The following is a 20,114-nucleotide window of genomic DNA, read 5'->3' as shown; positions in this document are numbered from 1 at the left end:
TGAGGGTGAAGCAAACACCCAAGGAGTCACCATGCGTTTTCGCAATACCGCTGCAACCCTCGTTCTCTTTGCCGTTCCCTTCGCTTCGGCCGTGGCCGAGGACGATGACCTGCTGCGCAACCTTGTTTCCACCGGCGCCACCACCGCGTCCAGCTACCTGACCAGCGGCGATCACGACAATAAGCTCGTCGGGCCCGTGCGGGATGATGCGAGCAGCTTCATCGCCAGTGACGGCGCCATACGGGGTCCCTACCTCGAAGCCGAACTTCAGCGACTGCGCAACGAGAATCCCGCCATGCAGGGGCGCAGCGACCAGGAGCTGGCCAGCGCGATACTCTCCGCGAGCACCGCCGCCCGCTAAGGCCATTCCAGCGGCCATACGCGGCTGGTGAGGATGGAGACAGTCCCCGGTCAGGGCACATGGCGGTCTGGTTCGCTTTCCGGCGGCCGGTACCGCTGTGGCGTCCTCGGCGCCGAGAGGCGCCAGCCGGGGAAATTACCGATGGCATCGGCAATCCGTTTTGTAAAAAATAGCGCCATGCAAAACGGCGAGCCCCGATGGGGCCGGCGCTGCCCGATCCCTTCAGCGAGACTCCCATGCCTTCGATTGCCGATTCCTTCCTCCGCTGCCAGCCCTGGCGCGAGGCCCAGCCATGAGCAGCGCCACGGTCGAGCTGGTGCAGACCGGCCCCGAGCACGCCGAGCTGATCCGCAACCTGTACCAGTTCTATGCCTACGAGTCCTCGGACTGGGAACAGGAAGATGTGGAGGTGGACGGCCGCTTCTACATCCACGAGGCGCATCTGGCGCGCTACTGGCAGGAGCCGCAGTGGAGCGCCAACCTGATTCTGGTGGATGGCTTCATCGCCGGCTTCCTGCTGATCGAGCGAAGCGAGTTGCCGGGGCTTGAGGCCCAGGAGCTGGCGGACCTGTTCATCCTGAAGAAGTATCGCCGGCAGGGTATCGGCCGGGCGCTGGCCACGCAGGTGCTGACGAGCGGGGGGGCGGACTGGCTGGTGCGTTTCTACGGTCAGGATGAACTGGCCCAGGCCTTCTGGCGTTCGGTGCTGGAGGAACTGCCGCGGCCGGTGCATGCCATCGAGCCGGATGACGATCAGCAGCTGTTGAGCTTCCTGGTGACACAGGCGATTCACTGACTATCCGCGCTCGGTTCACCGGGCGGGTTCGCCTGTGCGCCAGGATCATTCAACTGTCATTTTCGATCATTGAGCCAGGGTGTTCCGGGTCGTATTGTCCTTCTCACCAGACTGATCGGCGCGTCAATTCGCGCCGAGCGGACCTCGACAAGAAGAACGAACGAGAGGAACTCCCGATGACCGAACTGCATCTGCACCCCCAGGCCGCCGCCTCGCTGCAACGCTGGCACGACATGCTCGACCGGCGCGACCTCACTGCGCTGCCCGAACTGCTGGCGGCAAATGTGGTGTTCCGTTCGCCCATGGCGCACACCCCATATCCGGGGCCGGCAGTGGTCTCGACCATTCTCAATACCGTGATCAAGGTCTTCGTCGACTTCACCTATTACCGCCAGCTGGTCACGGCCGACGGCCTCAGCGTGGTGCTGGAGTTCAGCGCCAAGGTCGATGGGCGTGAACTGAAGGGCATCGATATGATCCGTTTCGACGAGCAGGGGAAGATCGTCGATTTCGAGGTAATGGTCCGTCCCATGAGCGGCCTGCAGGCTCTCGGCGCGGAGATGGGCCAGCGCCTGGGCGCCTACCTGGCCGCAGCCAAGGCCTAGATTTCCGCCTCGCCACAACGCCGGCTGGGCAAGGGTTATCCATCTTCCTAATATATGGAGGCCGGGCTGTGGATCTGAATCATGAATATCAAGCTGCGCCGCATCGAAGTCTTCATGGCCGTGGTGGAAAACGGCGGGTTTTCCGCTGCGGCTAACGTCCTCCATATCGCCCAATCGGCTGTCAGCATCGCCATCAAGGAATTGGAGCGCGAGTTGGGCACGAAGCTGTTCCTGCGCACCAGGCGTAGCGTCGAGCTCACCGAAAGCGGCCGGTTGCTTCGCGACCGCGCTGCGCCCGCGATTGCGGTGCTGCAAGGGGTCAGGGACGAGATCCAGGATCTGGAGCGGCTGGCCATAGGGCATGTCCGTATCGCCGCTCCGGCTATGGTTACCCAGTTTGCCCTGGCGCAGGTTCTTCCTGCTTTCATGGCTCAGCATCCCGACATCCGGGTCCGTGCTTTCCAGGCCGGCGCGCTGGAAGTCGAGAAGCTGGTGCGGGATCAAGGCCTGGACTTCGGTCTGACCGCATTCCAGGGACCCCAGAACGGTGTCGAGACGGAGCTGCTCTGGAACCTTGAAAATGTCGCCTGCATAGCGCCGGCACTGGCAAAGCAACACAAGGCCGGCAAGAACATCACCTGGAAGAAGCTCCTGGCCGTTCCCCTGGCGGCCTATCCCCCCGGCTACCACCAGCGAGACCTGATGGAGCGGCACGCCACTGCACTGGGAATGCCGCTCAGGATTGCCCTGGAATCGGAGAATCCGTCACTGCTCATCGCTGCGGTCAGGGCCGGGCTCGCCGCGACGACACTGCCGCTGGCCGCCATCGACAATGAGCCCGATATCCAACCGCTCCGTTTGCCCAAGGAAGAGGGCGATCAACTGAAGGTTGGGATCTGCTGGCCGTCGGACCGGCCGTTGAGCAAGGCCGCCACCACCTTGCTGGATCATTTGAAGGCCTATGCCCATGGGCGCCCGGTCCGGGGCGATTGAGCCCGAGCCGGAAACCAAGACCGCTAGCCGAGGCATTTCGCCGGCACGTGGTCCTTTTGCTCTACCCAGACCTTACGCCTCAGAGTTTCTGGTCGATTGGACATTGCCGACGCGCAATGACAAGGGCCAGGTGACTCTGCGCCGGACTTGCGGATCACCCCACGCCTCGCGCATTTCCGCTGCCAGACTCACGGCCGGATTGGCGCCCAGCACCTTCTCGGCGGCCTTCACGGCGGACCAGGTGTTGATGTAGCCCAGCAGGTCTTCCAGGGTCCACCAGACCTCGATGGCCAGGCTCGGAAGCTGCCGCTCCTGGAACGGGAAGGGCAGGTTGCGGTAACCCTCTTCGACGTGACGCCGCTCGGCAGGCCAGTACGGTCCAATGGTTTCGTGATAGAAGCGTTGGACCAGGGAATCTACCGGTCCTTCAACGTGCAGCACGCCGTAGGTGATGAGCGCCACGGCGGCGCCGGGCCGTGCGATGCGGCGCACCTCGTCGTAGAACTTGTCCAGGTCCAGCCAGTGGGCGGCCTGGGCAACGGTGATCAGGTCGACGCTGGTGTCGGGGAGCCCGCTGTCTTCGGCGAGCGCCGCTCGGTAGGTCACCCCTTCATGGGGCTGGGCGCTTTCCACCTGGGCGGCGCTGGCGTCCGTCGCGACGACGCGGTCGAAGCGCTCGGCCAGCAGCACTGACAACTGGCCGGTACCGCAACCGCAATCGAGCGCCAGTCCGTGACCGGGGCTGACAGCGGCCAGTTCGTCGACCAGCGCAATCGGGTAGGTGGGCCGGTGAGCGGCGTAATTCGCGGAGCCGGATGAGAAGTGGTCTTTGAAAGTCGCGGATACCATGTGAGTACCTCTGCCTGTTATGCATAGGGTAATTGCATGGTTGATGGGCGAAAAATATAAGTTTTATATGTCTGTGATCTGTGCGGAGCCTGGGGCAAAAGCATTGGTTATGTCTCCGTTAGCTGTTGCCAGGCATCAACCGACGCGCTTGGAGGCCCGTAGGAGCGAGCTTTCTCGCGAAATAAATTCCGGCCTGTTGCCACACATGACCGGAACATAACCAAAGCATTCACTGATGCTGATCCGGTGATCCTGTGCTCAATCGAGCGGCATCACGATGGCCAGCAGCGTCCCGCTGCCGGGCACGCTCTCTACCCTGAATTCCCCTCCCAGCATGCTGACACGCTCTTTCATCCCGGCCAGACCGAAGGCGTTGCGTTTGCCCTGATCCGCGATGCCGACGCCGTTGTCGCTGACTTGCAGGTGGAGGCAGCGACCTTCCTCGAAGAGCTCGATCATGACCTGTGTCGCGCGCGCATGCCGGGTGATGTTCGACAGCGATTCCTGGACGATACGGAACAGCGTGGTCGCGCGCTGGTCATCCAGCTCGTCGTGCAGGCTCGCATTCCGGACCAGCATCCGGCAGTCGGTCCCGGTGCGCAGCCGGAATTCCTCGAGTTGCCACTCGAGGGCTGCCTGCAACCCGAGATCGAGCACAGGGGGACGAAGGTCATTGATGATGCCCCGCACGCTGCCTATGGTCGTGTCGATGTGGTTCAGGGCATCGCTCGCCGTCTCGAAGAGCTCCGGCTGCAGGGTGGCGATGCGGTCCTGCAGCATGGAAACATCCATGCGCAGCGCCAGAAGGCTTTGTCCCAGCTGGTCATGGATCTCCCGCGCGATCCGCTTGCGCTCTTCTTCCTTGACCTGTTCTTCATGGGAGACCAGCTCGTGCAACTGCAGTTTCGATTGCAGCAGCTCCTCGGTCTGCAGGGTCAACCGGCGCTGCAGGTAGAACAGGTCGACGAACACCCTGATCTTGGCGCGGAGGACCTCCGGTACTATGGGCGAGAAGATGTAGTCGACCGCGCCGGAGGTATAGGCGCGGATGCTTTCCGAGTCCGCATTGGTCTCTGCGGTCACGAGGATGATGGGCGTATAGGCCGACTTCGGGCGGCCATGGATCAGGTTCGCGGTTTCGATGCCATCCATTTCCGGCATCTTCACGTCGAGGAGGATCACGGCGAAATCGCGCTGGAGCAGCATGCGCAGTGCCTCGCGGCCGGAGCCTGCGGTGGCGACGTCCAGGTCCATGTCGCTGATCATCGCAGCCAACGCCGTGAGCTTGGCCGGATTGTCGTCCACCAGCAGCACAGCCGCCGGCACGCCATCCGGCGAGGGGAGGTGCCGGAGCGGGCTCGCTCCCGTCAATACCTCGATTTCTTGCTGATGGGTAGGCATGCCGAACCTGTTCCCGCGCCCCTGCTTACGCTGTCGGGCAGCCGTGGAACGCTACGGAAAGCATAGTCAGCGATACAGCCATTTGCGTATCAGCGAGAGCAGCCGGGCAGTGTCCACCGGTTTGCTGACGTAGTCGGAAGCACCCGCCTCGATGCACTTCTCCCGGTCGCCCTTCATCGCCTTGGCCGTCAGCGCGATCATCGGCAAGGCTTCGAATTGCATGATCGCGCGGATCTGCTCCATGGTTTTGAAACCGTCCATCCCGGGCATCATGATGTCCATCAGCACGATGTCGGTGTCGGGATGTCGCCAGAGCAACTCAATGGCGGTGTGGCCGTCCTCGGCCGAGATCACCTGCATCCGATTGGCTTCGAGCACGCTGGTGAGCGCGAAGATATTGCGCACGTCATCGTCTACTACCAGGGCTTTCTTGCCTTCCAGGCTTTCCGCGGCCTCGTAGAGCCGTTCGAGCATCTGCCGCTGTGCCTGGGACAGGCTGGAAACCGGCCGATGCAGGAACAGCATGGTTTCGTCGAGCAGGCGTTCCGGGGAGCGGACTTCCTTGACCAGATGCTTGTCGATCGAGGTTCCGAGTTGTTTCCGCTCCAGCCTGGACAGCGACTCGGCCCCGTAGACGACAGTGGGAAGGGTATGCAGCGAGTCGATGCTGCGCAGCGTGTCGAGCAGCCGGCTGCCGGCCATGTCCGCCAGTTTGAGATGGGTCACCAGGCAGTCGTAGCGCTTCCTGCCCAGGCGCTTCTGGGCTTCGCTGGCATTGCCGGCGGTATCTATCCGTATGGAGTCGTCGCCGAGCAGATCGAGCAGGCGATTGCACTCGTCTTCATTGCCGTCGACCACCAGCAGCGTCCTTTCCTGCCGCTGGGCGAACTTGGCCAGGCTGGCCAGTGACTGTTGCACCTCATCCGCCGCCACCGGTTTGACCAGATAGGAGAATGCCCCGCAACTCAGCCCCCGGGCGCGGTCGTCATCGGTCGAGATGACCTGGACCGGGATATGGCGCGTGGCGAAGTTGCGCTTGAGCTGTTCGAGCGTTGACCACCCGCCCATGTCCGGCAGGTCCAGGTCAAGGCTGACCAGCATGGGGCCATAGCGTTCGACCAGTGCCAGTGCGTCCGCGCCACGGCTCGTGACGATGGCCTTGAAGCCCTCGCGGTGCGCAGCGGCCAGCAAGAGACTGGCGAGCCTGGTGTCGCTCTGGAAGATGAGCAGCACCCGATCGCCCGGTTGCACGGATTCGCGGTCGTCGGCCAGTTGCAGGGGCTGCGGGATGTCGGCGCGCCTGACGTGGTCGCCGTCGTCGGCGGCGAGTTGGCTGGGCGGCCGATGGTCGGCATCGCCGGAGCGCAGCGGCAGATACATGGCGAAGGTGCTGCCCTTGTCGATATCGCTGGAGACCAGCCGCAGTTCGCCGCCCAGCCGCAGCGTGAGTTCGCGGCTGATCGACAGCCCGAGTCCGGTGCCGCCGTACTTGCGCGACGTGCCGGTATCCGCCTGTTGAAAGGCTTCGAAGATCAGCTTCTGCTTGTCGGCGGAAATGCCAATGCCGGTATCGGACACGATAAAGGCGAGCACCCTATCGGCGCGGTCCAACCCGCTGTGATTCACACTCCACCCGGATGTGGCGGGGGCGATGCTGATGCTGACGCCGCCTTTCTCCGTGAACTTGAAGGCATTGGACAGCATGTTCCGGATCACCTGCAGCAGACGCTTCTCGTCGGTCCAGATGCCGGCGGGCAGGGACGGCGCCATGTCGATGGTGAAGGACAGTGCCCGACTTTCGGCGACCGGCCGGAAGGTCCGTTCGATCTGGTTGCGCAAGTCGGCGAACAGGGTTTCGTTGAAGTCCAGGGTGACGGTGCCTGATTCGATCTTGGACAGGTAGAGAATCTCGTCGATCAGCTCCAGCAGGTCCTTGCCCGCCCCGTGGATGGTCTTGGCGTATTCGACCTGCTTGGGGGTGAGGTTCCCGTCCGAGTTGCAACTGAACTGGTGGGCGAGGATCAGCAGGCTGTTCAGCGGAGTCCTGAGTTCGTGGGACATGCTGGAGAGGAACTCGGACTTGTACCTGGACGTCAGCATCAGTTGCTCGGCCTTTTCCTCCAGCGACAGCTTGGTGAGTTCGACTTCACGGTTCTTGCGCTCGACTTCGGTCTTCTGTTCCGCCAGCAGCCTGGCCTTGTGCTCCAGTTCCTCGTTGGTCTGGCGCAGTTCTTCCTGCTGGAGCTGCAGCTCCTGGGTCAGCAGCTGCGACTGCTTGAGCAACTCCTCGGTGCGCATGTTGGCTTCTATGGTGTTGAGTACGATACCGATCGACTCGGCGAGCTGATCCAGGAAGACCTGGTGGATGGGGCTGTAGGGCGTAAAGGAGGCCATCTCGACGACGGCCTTGACTTCCCCCTCGAAGAGGATCGGGAACACCACGATGTTCAGCGGGGCGGCGGCGCCCAGGCCCGAGGAGATCGCGACGTAGCTGCTGGGTACGTCGGTGAGCAGGACCCGCCGCTTGTCATAGGCGCACTGGCCGACCAGGCCTTCGCCGAGCCGCCATTCATCGTTCACATTGATGTTCTCCTTGTAGGCATAGGTCGACAGCAGCTTGAGCTTCGGCGGCTCTTGCTGGCCTTCGGTCATCAGGTAGAACACCCCGTGGGAGGCGTCGATCAGCGGCGCCAGTTCGGACAGCACCAACCTGGAGACCGCGGCGAGGTCGCGCTGCCCCTGCAGCAGGCGGGTGAACTTGGCGAGGTTGGTCTTGAGCCAGACCTGTTCCGCGTTCTGCCGCGTGGTTTCACGCAGATTGCGGATCATCTCGTTGACGTTGTCCTTCAGCTCCGCGACTTCGCCCTTGGCTTCCACCTGCACGCTGCGAGTCAGGTCGCCCTTGGTCACGGCCGTGGCCACATCGGCGATCGCCCGCACCTGGTTGGTCAGGTTCGCCGCGAGGCCGTTGACGTTGTCGGTCAGGTCACGCCAGGTGCCGGCGGCATCCGGTACGTTCGCCTGGCCACCCAGCTTGCCGTCGGTGCCCACTTCCAGGGCCACGCGGGTCACCTCGGCGGCGAAGCTGGAGAGCTGGTCGACCATGGTGTTGATGGTGTTCTTCAGTTCCAGGATCTCGCCCTTGGCCTCCACCGTGATTTTCTTGCCCAGGTCGCCGCGGGCCACCGCCGTGGAGACCTGGGCAATATTGCGCACCTGGGTGGTCAGGTTGGCCGCCATGCCATTGACCGACTCTGTCAGGTCGCGCCAGGTGCCGGATACGCCGCGGACCTCCGCCTGGCCGCCCAGCTTGCCTTCGGTGCCCACCTCCAGTGCCACGCGGGTCACTTCGGCGGCGAAGCTGGAAAGCTGGTCGACCATGGTGTTGATGGTGTTCTTCAGCTCGAGGATCTCGCCCAGGGCCGCCACCGTGATCTTCTTGCTCAGGTCGCCGCGCGCCACCGCGGTGGTCACCTGGGCGATGTTGCGCACCTGGGTGGTCAGGTTGGCGGCCATGCCATTGACCGACTCGGTCAGGTCGCGCCAGGTACCGGATACGCCGCGGACCTTCGCCTGCCCGCCCAGCTTGCCTTCGGTGCCCACTTCCAGGGCCACGCGGGTCACCTCGTCGGCAAAGCTGGAGAGCTGGCCGACCATGGTGTTGATGGTGTTCTTCAGTTCGAGGATCTCGCCCTTGGCCTCGATGGTGCTGGTCTTGCTCAAGTCGCCGTTGGCCACTGCGGTGGTCACGTAGGCGATGTTGCGCACCTGGGTCGTCAGGTTGGCGGCCATTCCGTTCACCGAGTCGGTGAGGTCCTTCCAGGTGCCGGAAACGCCGGCGACCTTCGCCTGGCCGCCGAGAATGCCTTCAGTGCCCACCTCCCAGGCGACGCGGGTGACCTCGGAGGCGAAGGAGCTCAGGCGCGTCACCATGGTATTGACGATTTCCGCCGACTTGAGGAACTGGCCCTGGAGGCGCACGCCGTTGACCTCTCTCGGTATCTGTTGGCGCAGGTCGCCCTCGGCGACCGAGTCGATGACACGAATCATTTCATTCATCGGGCTGAGGAGATTGTCGGCAAGCGAATTGCTCGCATTGACGGTCTTTCGCCAGGAGCCCTTCATCAGCGGCAGCTGGATACGCTCGTTGACCTTGCCCTGCTTGCCGACGAGCTGGGACACGCGCTCGAACTCGCTGGTTATATCCGCCGCCATGTCGATGATTTCATTGAGCGCGTCGGCGATCTTGCCCGGCATGCCGGTCCAGTCTTCCGGCATGCGGGTGGTGAAGTCGCCTTTGCGGAACGCCTTGAGCGTCGCCAGGAGGGTCTGCATCTCCCGTGTTTCGAGTGCTGCCGTCTCGGTGCCCATAGTCTGCCCAGCCCATACGAAGGGGTTCCCAGGTGCAGCCTGTCGCCCGGATGCCGGGGCACCAGGACAGCGAAACGCACCCGACCGCTTGCTCTGCACTCTTTGGAGCGCCATTGCGCGAGAGCCGGCTTCCCAGCATGAAAAATATAGGTCCTTGGCGAAGCGAGGAGGGCGCATGCGCTGGATGGGCTATCCGGCGCTGTCGGGGATGAGCGGTGTCCTGGTGGCTGCCTGGTCGCTTGCCGGCCAGGTCTCGCCGGGATTAGGGTGGTCAGGCAGAAGTCGTCACCCTGCGGTGCAGGGCAGGGTGAGCGGACCATCCAGGCGTGCGGCCTGAGGTGGCGCCGGCTGGCGTGATGAGGGTCTACAGATGGCTGACCGCAGAATCAGGGTTTTGCTGGTGGACGACCACAGCATCGTACGCAATGGCGTGAGACGCATGCTGGAGACCGATGGCGAGATGGACGTCGCCGGTGAAGCCGAAACGGCGCAGGAGGCCATGCGCCTGGTCCGGGAATGCCAGTTCGATGTGGCGCTGGTCGATATCGGGCTGCCGGACAAGAGCGGCCTCCAGCTGCTCAATTCGATGCGTGCGGAACAGCCCAAGCTGGCCGTGCTGATGCTGAGCATGCATTCGGTCGAAGCCTATGCGTTGCGCGCCATCAAGCAGGGGGCCGCCGGCTACCTCACCAAGGATATTTCCGCCGCGACCCTGGTTGCGGCTGTACACAAGGCAGCCCTGGGCGGCAAGCACGTGAGTCCGGAACTCGCGGAGAAGCTGGTCAACGCCATTGGCCGAGGCGATGCACTGCCACACGAAGCGCTGTCCGATCGCGAGCTCGAGGTGCTGAAACTGCTCGCCGCCGGCGAGAAGATCGTCCGCATCGCGGAAATCCTGCACCTGAGCCCGAGTACCGTCACCACCTACCGCTCACGCATCGTTGAAAAGACCGGGATGGAAAGCAACGCCAAGCTCGCCCGCTACGCCCTCGAGCATGGCTTGCTGACCTGAGCCAGCCGCTCTGCCGCAGCGTCCCCGCATCCTTCCAGCCCATTGCCCGGACCCGCTTGTAGTCGATCGACGACAAGCGCTTGGCCGAAACCGCTACATGGATGTCCGGCTAACGGTGATGTTGTGGTTTTTACCGGGTCGGCATAGTTGAACTCCCCACAGTCTTGTCCCTTGCGGGGCAGAAGGAGGTCGAACCACGCCGTTGATTGACTGCACCGATATCCGCCTGGATCGCACGTCAGACGCGTTGCCTTCCGGGCCGCCAATTCACCGAACGTCAAGTGAACAAGAACAATCCACTCCGGGACCGAACCCGGACTGAACGTTGTTGAACGTTGGAGGATGAGTCATGGGTTATTGGTTGTGTGCTCTGCTCTGGGGCGCGGTCTTGCTGGAGGAAATCCAGCAGATGCCTACTCGGAAATGGAGGGACGAGGGCCTCAAGAGAGTTATGTTGTTACGCCGGACCAAGAATCGTGCCGCTTACTTCCTGGCCCTGATCGTGGGCGCGCTGTTCCTTTATATCGAAACCTCGATTGTGCTAGCGGGCCAGAGCACCTTCGATTTCTATCAGATAGTCGCCATGGCCAGCGTTGTCTGGGGCGGGTACCTCGCCGTCCTCTGCATGAAAGGGAAACGATGAGTTCCCAGTGCTGTGTTCCGGGCTCATACCGCCGCTCAAGCGTTCGGAGATCTATATGAATTTGCCAAGCGATCGTGCCCAGACGGTCATCCAGACCTGGGATTTCCTCATCGGGCTGACCCGTGACACGGGGCTCCCGGACGCGGTGCAAGAAGAGGTCCATTGGCTCCTCAGGCACTACCCCTATCCCGTGCAGGAATGCACGCCCCCGAATGGTCAGGCGCCGACGGCGACACGGGGGGAAGTCATCAGGATTTCACACCTGAAGCCCGAGGCATGACTCCGGCAGGTGATCCCTCGCAGAGTGCGCCATGCGCACCCGACCTGCATTTGAACCCAACGAGGGTTAATACAGACGGGAGTTGGATTGTTCATTGCGCTTAAGTAGAATCAATCGCATTTGAGATCGACCTACCTTTCCGCTCCGGCGTGCGCAGAATGAACGATACAGTTGTGGCACCCGGTGATTCCCTGCAGAACCTCTATCTCGATCACCGCAGCTGGCTGGAATGCTGGCTGCGGCGGCGACTGGGCAATGCCTGGGATGCAGCCGACCTGACCCAGGACACCTTCGTCCGCGTGTTGGCGAGCCATCAGCAACAGCCCCTCGCAGACTTGCGCGAGCCACGCGCTTACCTGTTGACGGTGGGCAAGCGCTTGCTGATCAACCACCAGAAACGCCGCAGCCTCGAACGTGCCTACCTGGACGCCTTGGCGGCGCTGCCGGCGGACCAGGTGCCGTCTCCGGAGCAACGCTGGTTGTTGCTGGAGACGCTGCAAGCCCTGGACGAGCTGCTCGACGGGCTGCCGGTGCTGGTGCGCCGCGTGTTCCTCTGGGCCCAGCTCGAAGGCCTCAACTATGCGCAGATCGCCGGTCGCCTCGACATTTCCGAGCGTACCGTGAAGCGCTACATGGCCAAGGCCTACGAGCACTGCCTGCTGGTGGACCTGTGAAACGCAAGGATTCCGCTCGACGGGTCGCGCGCGAGGCGGCGCGCTGGCTGACTCTGCTGGAGTCTGGCCGGGCCAGCGCTGCGGACCACGACAACCTGCGGCGCTGGCGCGAGCACTGTCCAAGCCATGAGCAAACCTGGCAGAAAGCCCAACTGCTGCGCCAGCGCTTCGACGGCCTGCCCAGCAGCGTCGCCATGGCCAGCTTGGGGCGGGCCGAGGTCGGCCGGCGCGAGGTGCTCAAGCGGGCGCTGGTCCTGGCCGCCCTGGCCCCGGCGGGTTGGCTGGCCTATCGCGAACTGCCGGTCGCGAACTGGCGCGCCGATATTCGTACCGCCACCGGTGAACGACGCGAACTGCGCCTGGCCGATGGCAGCCTGCTGTGGCTCAACACGGCCAGCGCGGTGGACCTGGACTTTCGGGATGGGCAACGGCGCCTGACCCTGGTGGATGGCGAGATCGACCTCGAAAGCGCGGGCGACCAGCCGCTCGACGCACGCACCCGCGAGGGCCGCATCCTGGCCGGGCAGGCGCACTTCTGCGTGCGTCAGCTCGATCAGGGCTGCCTGGTTTCGGTTTACCGCGGCAGCGTGCAGCTGTTCCCCGAGGCCGGCCCGGCGCTGACGCTCGGCGCAGGGCAGCGTGCCCGCCTTGGCAGCCACGGCGTGACTGGCACCGCGCCGTTCGACAGCACGCAGCCGGGTTGGCAGCAGGGCGTGCTGATGGTCGACAACCAGAAGCTCGGCGATTTCCTGCGCGAGCTGGACCGCTATCGTCCCGGTCTGCTGCGCTGGGACCGGGCACTGGAATCGCTGGCGGTGACCGGCACCTTCCGCCTGGACGACACCGGCCAGGTGCTCGACCTGCTGGCGGCGAGCCTGCCGCTGGAGGTCCATTACCGCACCCGCTACTGGGTCAGCCTGGTGCCACGGACGAGGGCTGGATGAAAAGGCTGTCCCTTTTTTTCGGCTCGCTTGTCATCAGAGACAAATGAACCCGAAAAGAGAGAGTTCGATGTCCTCCGCTCCCCGTTTGCTTCCCGTCTCCATTGCTCTGCGAGGCCCGCTGATGCGCGCCGGCTTGTTGCTGGTCCTGGGCGCCGGTCCCAGTCTCGGCAACGTCGCCTGGGGCGAGGAGGGTGACCGGCGCAATTTCCAGGTGCCCGCCGGCAGCCTGGCCAGCGCCTTGACCCGTTTCGCCGGCCAGGCGGGCATCAGCCTGTCGCTGGACCCGGTGCTGGTGGCCGGGCGCAGCAGCGCAGGGCTTCAGGGCGAGTATGGGGTGGAAGAAGGCTTCGCCCGGTTGCTGCAGGGCAGTGGCCTGGGCTTGCGTGCGGCCGGGGCGGGCGCCTATACCCTGGAGCTGCAACCCGACCAGGGCAGCAACCTGACCCAGCTGCCGCAGATAGCCATCGTCGGCAGTGGCATGGGCCTGGGCAGCGACGCTTATGTCGGCGGCCAGGTGGCGCGCCGAAGCAGCCTCGGCCTGCTGGGTGACGGGGACTTCATGGATACCCCGTTCAATGTCACCACCTACACCAGTGAACTGATCAAGAACCAGCAGGCGCGGACCCTGGCCGACGTGGTGGCCAACGACCCGTCCGTGCGCAATACCAACCCCGCCGGCGGCCGTTTCGAGCAGTTCTCCGTGCGTGGTTTCAGCCTCTACAACAGCGATGTGTCCTTTGGTGGCCTCTATGGCGTTTTGCCGACCTATTCCATCGACATGGAAATGGTCGAGCGGGTGGATGTCCTCAAGGGGCCGGGCGCGCTGCTCGGCGGCATCGCGCCCAATGGCAGCGTTGGCGGCAGCATCAACGTCGAGCCCAAGCGCGCCGGCGACCAGCCGCTGACCGAAGTCACCGGCAGCTTCGTCTCGGACAGCCAGGCGGGCGGGCATGTGGACATCGGCCGGCGCTTCGGCGAGGACCAGCGCTTCGGCCTGCGCTTCAACGGCGCCCGCCAGTCCGGCGACGCGGACTGGGACGACCAACGGCTGGAGCGGGAGTCCGCCGTGCTCGGGCTGGACCTGCGTGGTGAACGCACCCGCCTGTCTCTGGACCTCGGCAATCAGGAACGCGACATGGACGCGCCGATGGAGCGGGTAGGGCTGAACGAGGGTGTCGCGGTGCCCGATGCCGAGGACATCCACCACAACTTCGCGCAGCCCTGGACATACGCCAACGCCAAGGACCGATTCGGCGCCTTGCGCGGCGAACTGGACCTGAACGAGTCGCTGATGGTCTACGCCGCGGCCGGCAAGCGTGACGGCGAGTACGACTTCCTCCGGCACGCGGTACAGGTCGTGAGCGATAGCGGTCGTTTCACCGTCAGCCCACGGACCTTCCAGCGGGACGAAGACGTCCTGACCTGGACGACCGGGGCGCGCAGCTGGTTCTCCACCGGCGCCGTGGGGCACACCCTGAACCTCAGCCTGAACCGCTTCGACATGGAGTTCGACAACAGAGGTGCGCGCTTCGCCAATGGCACCAGCAACCTGTTCGAACCGGTGGATCTGCCGGTACCCGGCCGGCCGACCCGGTTGGACGTGCTGACCCACACCGAGACCGTCCTCTCCAGCCTGGCGCTGGCCGATACCCTCAGCTTCAGCGATGACCTGGTGCTACTCACCCTGGGCGCGCGACTGCAGCGGGTCGAGGTGGACAGCTCAGCCCCGGGCACGGCCGACCAGCATTACGACGAGCGGGCGACTTCGCCGGCCATGGGCCTGGTGGTGCGTGCCAGCGAACGGGTATCGCTCTACCTCAACTACATGGAAGGGCTGACACAGGGCGAGACAGCGCCCAGCACGGCGAACAACCAGAACGAGGTGTTCGCGCCGTATCGCACTAAGCAGATCGAGATGGGCGCCAAGTATGACCTGGGCCATTTCGCCGCCACCTTGAGCCTGTTCCGCATCGAGCGTCCCACCTACATCCTCGACCAGGACAACAACTTCGAGCCCGATGGCGAGCAGCGCAATCAGGGCGTGGAGCTGAACCTCTTCGGCGAGCCTCTGGATGGCGTTCGCCTGCTGGGCGGGGCCATGCTGCTGGACAGCGAACTGACCCGGACCAGCGAGGGCCGCTTCGATGGCAATCGAGGCACCGGGGCGCCCATAGTCAACGCCAATCTCGGCGTGGAGTGGGACATTCCCCAGGTGTCCGGCCTCACCCTGACCGCGCGTGGCATCCATACCGGTTCGCAGTACCTGGACCCGGCCAACCGGCAGAAGATCGACGCCTGGCAGCGTTACGACCTGGGCGCGCGCTATGCCTTCGAACTGGGGGAGACCGACATCACCTTGCGCGCCAGCGTGGAGAACGTACTGGACAAGATGTACTGGGCCTCGGCCAACGTGCCGGCCGATACCGCGCCGGGCCTGACGCTCGGCAGCCCGCGCACCTGGCTGGTGTCGGCGACCTTGGGGTTCTGAGCGCGAGGGATGAGCCTGTCGCCCGCACCTGAGGTACTTCCGTGGCGCTGTCTGCGACGGTGAAGGCACGGGGGACGCGCAGGTTCGAGCCTGCGAGGTCCTACCCTGTGTGGTTCTGGGCGGCGCAAGCGCCCTCTTGTTGGGCTTCGCTTCGCTCAGCACCAACCTACTCGGCGCTCCTTTACGGAACGGCAAAGGTGCTGATTTTTTCAGGTCCCAGAGCGGACGTGATTGATCGGCTGATTTCGACTCAGAGAGATCGTACGCCGCACCTTGGAGCCTGCATTTCCCAATTTGCGGCAGCGCAGCGCCAGGTACGAAACGGGGACTCCGTGGAGCCAGCGAAGAAATACCCAGCGTGACAGGTGTTCGCTTGCACCGGAGTTCCGATTTGCGACTGCGCTGCGAGTGAAAGGAATAAGCTGTACTGAACACACGCGGTACCTTGGTCGCAGGAGATCATGTAATGCCAAATCGTCCGTTTACTGCAGTGTTGGCAGCGACGTTCCTGGTGGCGTGGGCAGGAGCGTCCTGGGCTACAGAGCAAGGCCAGCAACGACGTGCCGCGCGGGAGGTCCGGCAGGAAACGCGTCAGGATTCACGCCAGATAAAGCAGGAATGCCGCGCGGCCGACCAGCAAAGCAATCCCCAATGCCGGCAGGATAAGCGGCAGACCAAACAGCAAGGGCGGGAGAGGGCCCGGGATATCAAATACTGAGTAGCGAGTGCGAAACAGCGAACAGCGGAACCTCTGACGACTGCAGGAGGTTTTCAACGAGTTCCAGCTTCTGCATTGGCCGTTGCCAGTCCCTCTCTCCACACTCGCGCGAAACGCAGGGCATCATTCGGTCTGCCCTTCTGTATGTTCATGTGTCCAGCCCGGTGCCGCACATACGCGCTTTCGAAACTCCACCCCTTCCGACATATCGCCAGCACCAGCCTCAAATACCCTAAGGCCTCCACCACCTCCTTCTTTCAGAGGCCATAACCATGCGATACACCCATCTCCTTGCCGCTTCTGCGGTATTCGCCGCGTTCGCGGGCCTTGCTCAAGCCCAAGAGGTGAAACCTCATGCCGAGGCGGGCCATGAGTCGCATTCGAACGAAAGCTGGAAGAAAGGTATCCAGCGTACTGATCTGGTAAGCGAGGACCTCGACGTCCCCGGGCATGAAGTCATCCAGGCCCGCGTCGATATTGCGCCGGGCGTGTCGTCCCCCAAGCATTCTCATCCCGGGGTAGAGGTCGCCTACGTCCTCGAGGGTACGTTCGAGTATCAACTCGAGGGGCAGCCGCCCGTCACGCTCAAGGCTGGCGAGTCCTTGTACATCCCCGCAGGCACGCCGCATGTCGCGACGAACCACGGCGAGACCAAGGCGTCGGAGCTGGCGACCTACATCGTGAGGAAGGGCGAGCCGCTGTTGAAACTGGAGAAGTAAGCGAAGCCTGCCGCCGGCCTGGTGGGTATTTCCCGCACCAGGCTGGCTGCAAGCGCGCCCCCGTGCAGAGGGGCGATACGACCGAATGCCTGACGACCTGTTCAGGCTCACTGAATAGAGCGACGGAGTTGACCAGGTAGGGTGCGCCGTGCGCACCAAGGGTTGAGCGGTGTGCAGGGGTTGATCCCGCGATCGGTGTGCATGGCGCACCCTACGGTGGGGCAAGAGCAAGTCCACGTTCTACGAACGTGGATGTTTATTCCTATCTTGACCAACGCTGCCCGTAACGCAGGCGAATCCTCTCTGCTTGAGCCTTCTTTCCAGGTTCGCAGAGGTCACGGTCAGTATTTGTCGACGTCCACGACCGCCTGCGCAAACGCCTGTGGTGCTTCCTGCGGGAGATTGTGCCCGATGCCACCCTCGACAGGCCGGTGCGAATATTTTCCCGAGAATTTCTTCGCATAAGCGCTGGGATCCGGATGCGGCGCACCGTCGGCGTCGCCTTGCAGGGTAATCGTCGGCACGGTGATCACGGGAAACCCGGCAAGCCGCTTTTCCAGCTCATCGAACTTCGATTCGCCTTCTGCCAGTCCGAGCCGCCAGCGGTAGTTATGGACGACTATGGCGACGTGATCCGGATTGTCGAAGGCCGCCGCGCTGCGCTCGAACGTGGCGTCGTCGAATTTCCATTGCGGCGAGGTGTTCTGCCAGATCAGCTTCGCAAAGTCGCGGTGGTACCTGTCATACCCCGCACGGCCGCGCTCGGTGGCGAAATAGAACTGGTACCACCACTGCAGCTCATTCTTCGGCGGCAACGGCATCCTGCCGGCTTCTTGGCTGCCGATCAGGTACCCGCTCACAGACACCAGCGCCTTGCAGCGTTGCGGCCAGAGCGCCGCGATGATGTTGGCCGTGCGTGCGCCCCAATCGAACCCGCCGAGAACCGCCTGGTCGATCTTGAGTGCATCCATGAAGGCGACGATATCGCTGGCAATGGCCGACGGTTGGCCGTTGCGCATGGTTTCGCCTGACAGGAAACGCGTTTCGCCATAGCCGCGGAGATAAGGGACGATCACCCTGTAACCCTTCGCCGCCAACATCGGCACGACATCGACGAAACTGTGAATGTCGTAGGGCCAGCCGTGGAGGAGAATCACGACGCGGCCATCGGCCGGACCGGCTTCCGCGTAGGCGACATTCAGGACGCCGGCATCGATTTGCTTGAGGGGAGCGAAGGAGGTGTTGGTCCCCGCCTTGACCGCCGGCACCGTTGGCGAATTCGTCTCGCTGGCTTGGGCTTGCGCGGAACCGATGACGAGTTCCGCGGACGCGAGGGTCACCAGCGCAGCGGCCAGAAAACGGCGCCGCTCGAAGTCGAATTCTTGTGACATTTGATGTCTCCGCCTGGATTCAAACAGTGACACTCACACGGCCACAGCCTGAAGAGCGCGTGCAGATCTTCGTCGGTCTGATTCTAGTGCGTCGTGCAAGGGTCGTAGGGCGCGGGAGGGAAACAGTGCAGGAGGGTCTGGGGCAAGATTAAGGGAATGAGTGGAATTCGATCGCAAACAGCCGGTGATATGATGCGGATCGTCTACCTCTTGCCATGAGTTGACCTATGGACCGCCTGTCTACCTTGTTGTCACAGTTCGGCGTCCGCGCAAGCCTGTTTCACAGTGGCAAGCTTTGCGGCATGGCGTCATACGATGGCGCCGATCAGCGCGGTCATATTCACCTGCTGCAGGCAGGTCGCCTCACTTTGCAGGACTCCAATGGGAGCGATTTCCTGCTTACCCGGCCCAGTCTGATTTTTCTTCCACGCCCGAGCCGGCATCTACTGATCCCAGGCGAGCCCGAGGGGGCCCAACTACTGTGCGCATCGATGACGTTCGATGGTGGTGTCGGTAACCCATTGTCCGCTTCATTACCCGATCTCCTGGTGCTGCCCCTGGATGAACTGCCGTTGCTGGCCGATACGCTCAGATGGCTGTTCGTCGAAGCGGCGGCAGGACATTGCGGCCGGGAGGCAGTGCTCGATCGGTTGTTCGAGTTATTGATCATCCTGCTGCTCCGGCATCTACTCGACCACCATGGGTTGAGCACGGGAATGATGGCCGGACTGGCCGATTCCCGGCTGGCGCGCTCTCTGGTTCAGATACACAACGCACCGCACGTTGCCTGGTCAGTCGCAGAACTGGCGAGCGAGTCGAACATGTCGCGCGCCGCCTATGCCGCGCATTTCCGAGCCGTCGTAGGGCAGACACCTGCGGATTATCTTCTGAGTTGGCGGATCAGCCTGGCGCAGAAGCGCCTGCGTGAAGGGCGGCCGATTACGCTGATCGCCGACGAGGTCGGTTATGAAAGCCCCTCGGCTCTTGCTCGTGCGTTTCGCCGCAAGACGGGATGCAGCCCACGGGACTGGATGAAATCCGTGGCAGGGGAGGGGACGGAAATCGCCCATTAGCCTGGATCGCGACAGCATGTCGGTGCTCGGCTCATCAGCGCCCGCTTGCCGATGCTGCTGATTGCCATGTTGCTGCGGTTAGCGGATTTTGAGCTGCAGAAAGGGAAATGGCCTGAAACATCGGAGTGCTTCAGGCCATTCCTGGGGGAAGATTTTCAGTTCAGTGGTTTTCCAACTCGGTCAAAGAATGACCCGCCACGAATATGGAAGCGGCCAGCAGCCCGATGTCCTTGAGGAGGAATTGGCCCGGAGCAACCGTAATGGCCGGGAAGCCGAGGCCGGGCTCGATCACGCCTGGTGTCGAGAACATGAAGCTCAGCGTAGTGAAGAAGAGTCCGGCAGACAGAACTCCACCAATCAATGAGAGCTTTGGTGAGAGCAGGCGGCCTGCAATAAGAGCACCGATCGAGACCTCCAGAACTCCGAGCAGGCTGGAGAAAATATCCACGCTGAAGATCTCATAAACCCATCCCAGTAGCGGGCTGTTGCTTACAAGTGGAACCAGTCCCTGTGCCTCATAGTGCGTAAACTTCATGCCACCGAACCAGAAGTAGATGATTGCGAGAGCAAAATAAGCACCGTAAGTACCAAGTGCCATCGTTTTAACCCCGAGCGACAATCTGTTCGATGAACTGGTAATGGCGTGGCTGTCAATATTCAAGGCTTTCATTGTCAGGATACCTGTGGTTTGGCTAAAGATTAATTGGTGGAGTTGCGACCAGTGGATCAGGTGATTCGGAAAGTATTCGAAAGGCTGATGCGAATCTCCTGAGAACCCTCGCGGTATGCGTTGGGT

The 20,114-nt window shown here is 62.9% G+C and carries 16 protein-coding genes; 11 read left to right on the top strand and 5 right to left on the bottom strand.

The window, feature by feature from the left end:
• Positions 1 to 31 precede the first annotated feature (31 nt).
• The 4 genes from E8F12_RS07770 (at position 32) to E8F12_RS07755 (ending at position 2,755) form a co-directional block, all read left to right on the top strand.
• On the top strand, positions 32 to 361 hold the full coding sequence (locus E8F12_RS07770) for a DUF2388 domain-containing protein (protein WP_280324674.1): 330 nt from the start codon (positions 32 to 34) through the stop codon (positions 359 to 361).
• Positions 362 to 653: 292 nt separating this feature from the next.
• Positions 654 to 1,157 carry a GNAT family N-acetyltransferase gene (locus E8F12_RS07765; protein ID WP_280324673.1) on the top strand — a complete coding sequence of 168 codons (504 nt, stop codon included), beginning with the start codon at positions 654 to 656 and terminating at the stop codon, positions 1,155 to 1,157.
• A gap of 176 nt (positions 1,158 to 1,333) precedes the next feature.
• The gene (locus E8F12_RS07760) at positions 1,334 to 1,762 is read left to right on the top strand and encodes a nuclear transport factor 2 family protein (protein WP_280324672.1); all 429 of its coding nucleotides are present in this window, start codon (positions 1,334 to 1,336) and stop codon (positions 1,760 to 1,762) included.
• 81 nt (positions 1,763 to 1,843) lie between these two features.
• Entirely contained in the window at positions 1,844 to 2,755 is a 912-nt protein-coding gene (locus E8F12_RS07755; protein ID WP_280324671.1) for a LysR family transcriptional regulator, read from the top strand.
• A 72-nt stretch (positions 2,756 to 2,827) separates the two neighbouring features.
• On the opposite strand, the gene E8F12_RS07750 is transcribed toward E8F12_RS07755, so the two are convergent.
• The 3 genes from E8F12_RS07750 to E8F12_RS07740 all read right to left on the bottom strand — a co-directional run bounded on the left by E8F12_RS07750 (position 2,828) and on the right by E8F12_RS07740 (position 9,340).
• Positions 2,828 to 3,604: a class I SAM-dependent methyltransferase gene (locus tag E8F12_RS07750; RefSeq protein WP_280324670.1), complete on the bottom strand. Its 777-nt coding sequence runs from the start codon at positions 3,602 to 3,604 to the stop codon at positions 2,828 to 2,830.
• A 258-nt stretch (positions 3,605 to 3,862) separates the two neighbouring features.
• Positions 3,863 to 5,005: a response regulator gene (locus E8F12_RS07745; RefSeq protein ID WP_280324669.1), complete on the bottom strand. Its 1,143-nt coding sequence runs from the start codon at positions 5,003 to 5,005 to the stop codon at positions 3,863 to 3,865.
• A 66-nt stretch (positions 5,006 to 5,071) separates the two neighbouring features.
• Complete coding sequence (locus E8F12_RS07740; protein ID WP_280324668.1) at positions 5,072 to 9,340, bottom strand: response regulator; 4,269 nt, start codon at positions 9,338 to 9,340, stop codon at positions 5,072 to 5,074.
• Between the two features lie 406 nt (positions 9,341 to 9,746).
• Here E8F12_RS07740 and E8F12_RS07735 point away from each other — a divergent pair, with 406 nt between their 5' ends.
• From E8F12_RS07735 to E8F12_RS07710, 6 genes are all read left to right on the top strand, one after another.
• Positions 9,747 to 10,388, top strand: a complete 642-nt coding sequence (locus E8F12_RS07735) for a response regulator transcription factor (RefSeq protein WP_280324667.1) — start codon at positions 9,747 to 9,749, stop codon at positions 10,386 to 10,388.
• 349 nt (positions 10,389 to 10,737) lie between these two features.
• Complete coding sequence (locus E8F12_RS07730; RefSeq protein ID WP_280324666.1) at positions 10,738 to 11,031, top strand: hypothetical protein; 294 nt, start codon at positions 10,738 to 10,740, stop codon at positions 11,029 to 11,031.
• Between the two features lie 438 nt (positions 11,032 to 11,469).
• Positions 11,470 to 11,985 (top strand): sigma-70 family RNA polymerase sigma factor, encoded by a 516-nt coding sequence (locus E8F12_RS07725; RefSeq protein WP_280324665.1) that lies wholly within the window; start codon positions 11,470 to 11,472, stop codon positions 11,983 to 11,985.
• The gene (locus E8F12_RS07720; protein ID WP_280324664.1) at positions 11,982 to 12,929 is read left to right on the top strand and encodes a FecR domain-containing protein; all 948 of its coding nucleotides are present in this window, start codon (positions 11,982 to 11,984) and stop codon (positions 12,927 to 12,929) included. The genes E8F12_RS07725 and E8F12_RS07720 overlap by 4 nt, the downstream gene beginning before the upstream one ends.
• A gap of 67 nt (positions 12,930 to 12,996) precedes the next feature.
• Entirely contained in the window at positions 12,997 to 15,417 is a 2,421-nt protein-coding gene (locus E8F12_RS07715) for a TonB-dependent receptor (RefSeq protein ID WP_280324663.1), read from the top strand.
• A 990-nt stretch (positions 15,418 to 16,407) separates the two neighbouring features.
• Positions 16,408 to 16,854, top strand: coding sequence for a cupin domain-containing protein (locus E8F12_RS07710; RefSeq protein ID WP_280324662.1), 447 nt, complete (start codon positions 16,408 to 16,410; stop codon positions 16,852 to 16,854).
• A 341-nt stretch (positions 16,855 to 17,195) separates the two neighbouring features.
• Here E8F12_RS07710 and E8F12_RS07705 read toward each other — a convergent pair whose 3' ends face one another.
• Positions 17,196 to 18,245, bottom strand: a complete 1,050-nt coding sequence (locus E8F12_RS07705; protein ID WP_280324661.1) for an alpha/beta hydrolase — start codon at positions 18,243 to 18,245, stop codon at positions 17,196 to 17,198.
• 227 nt (positions 18,246 to 18,472) lie between these two features.
• Between E8F12_RS07705 and E8F12_RS07700 the strand changes: the two genes are divergently transcribed.
• Positions 18,473 to 19,318 (top strand): AraC family transcriptional regulator, encoded by an 846-nt coding sequence (locus E8F12_RS07700; protein ID WP_280324660.1) that lies wholly within the window; start codon positions 18,473 to 18,475, stop codon positions 19,316 to 19,318.
• A 160-nt stretch (positions 19,319 to 19,478) separates the two neighbouring features.
• On the opposite strand, the gene E8F12_RS07695 is transcribed toward E8F12_RS07700, so the two are convergent.
• Positions 19,479 to 19,988, bottom strand: a complete 510-nt coding sequence (locus tag E8F12_RS07695; protein WP_280324659.1) for a DUF417 family protein — start codon at positions 19,986 to 19,988, stop codon at positions 19,479 to 19,481.
• Between the last annotated feature and the right edge of the window lie 126 nt (positions 19,989 to 20,114).

Origin of the sequence: Pseudomonas sp. BN102, from assembly GCF_029871245.1 — a bacterium.
Lineage (GTDB): Bacteria > Pseudomonadota > Gammaproteobacteria > Pseudomonadales > Pseudomonadaceae > Metapseudomonas.
The sequence above is the reverse complement of the archived record's forward strand: the minus strand, read 5'-3'. Positions and strand labels throughout refer to the sequence as shown.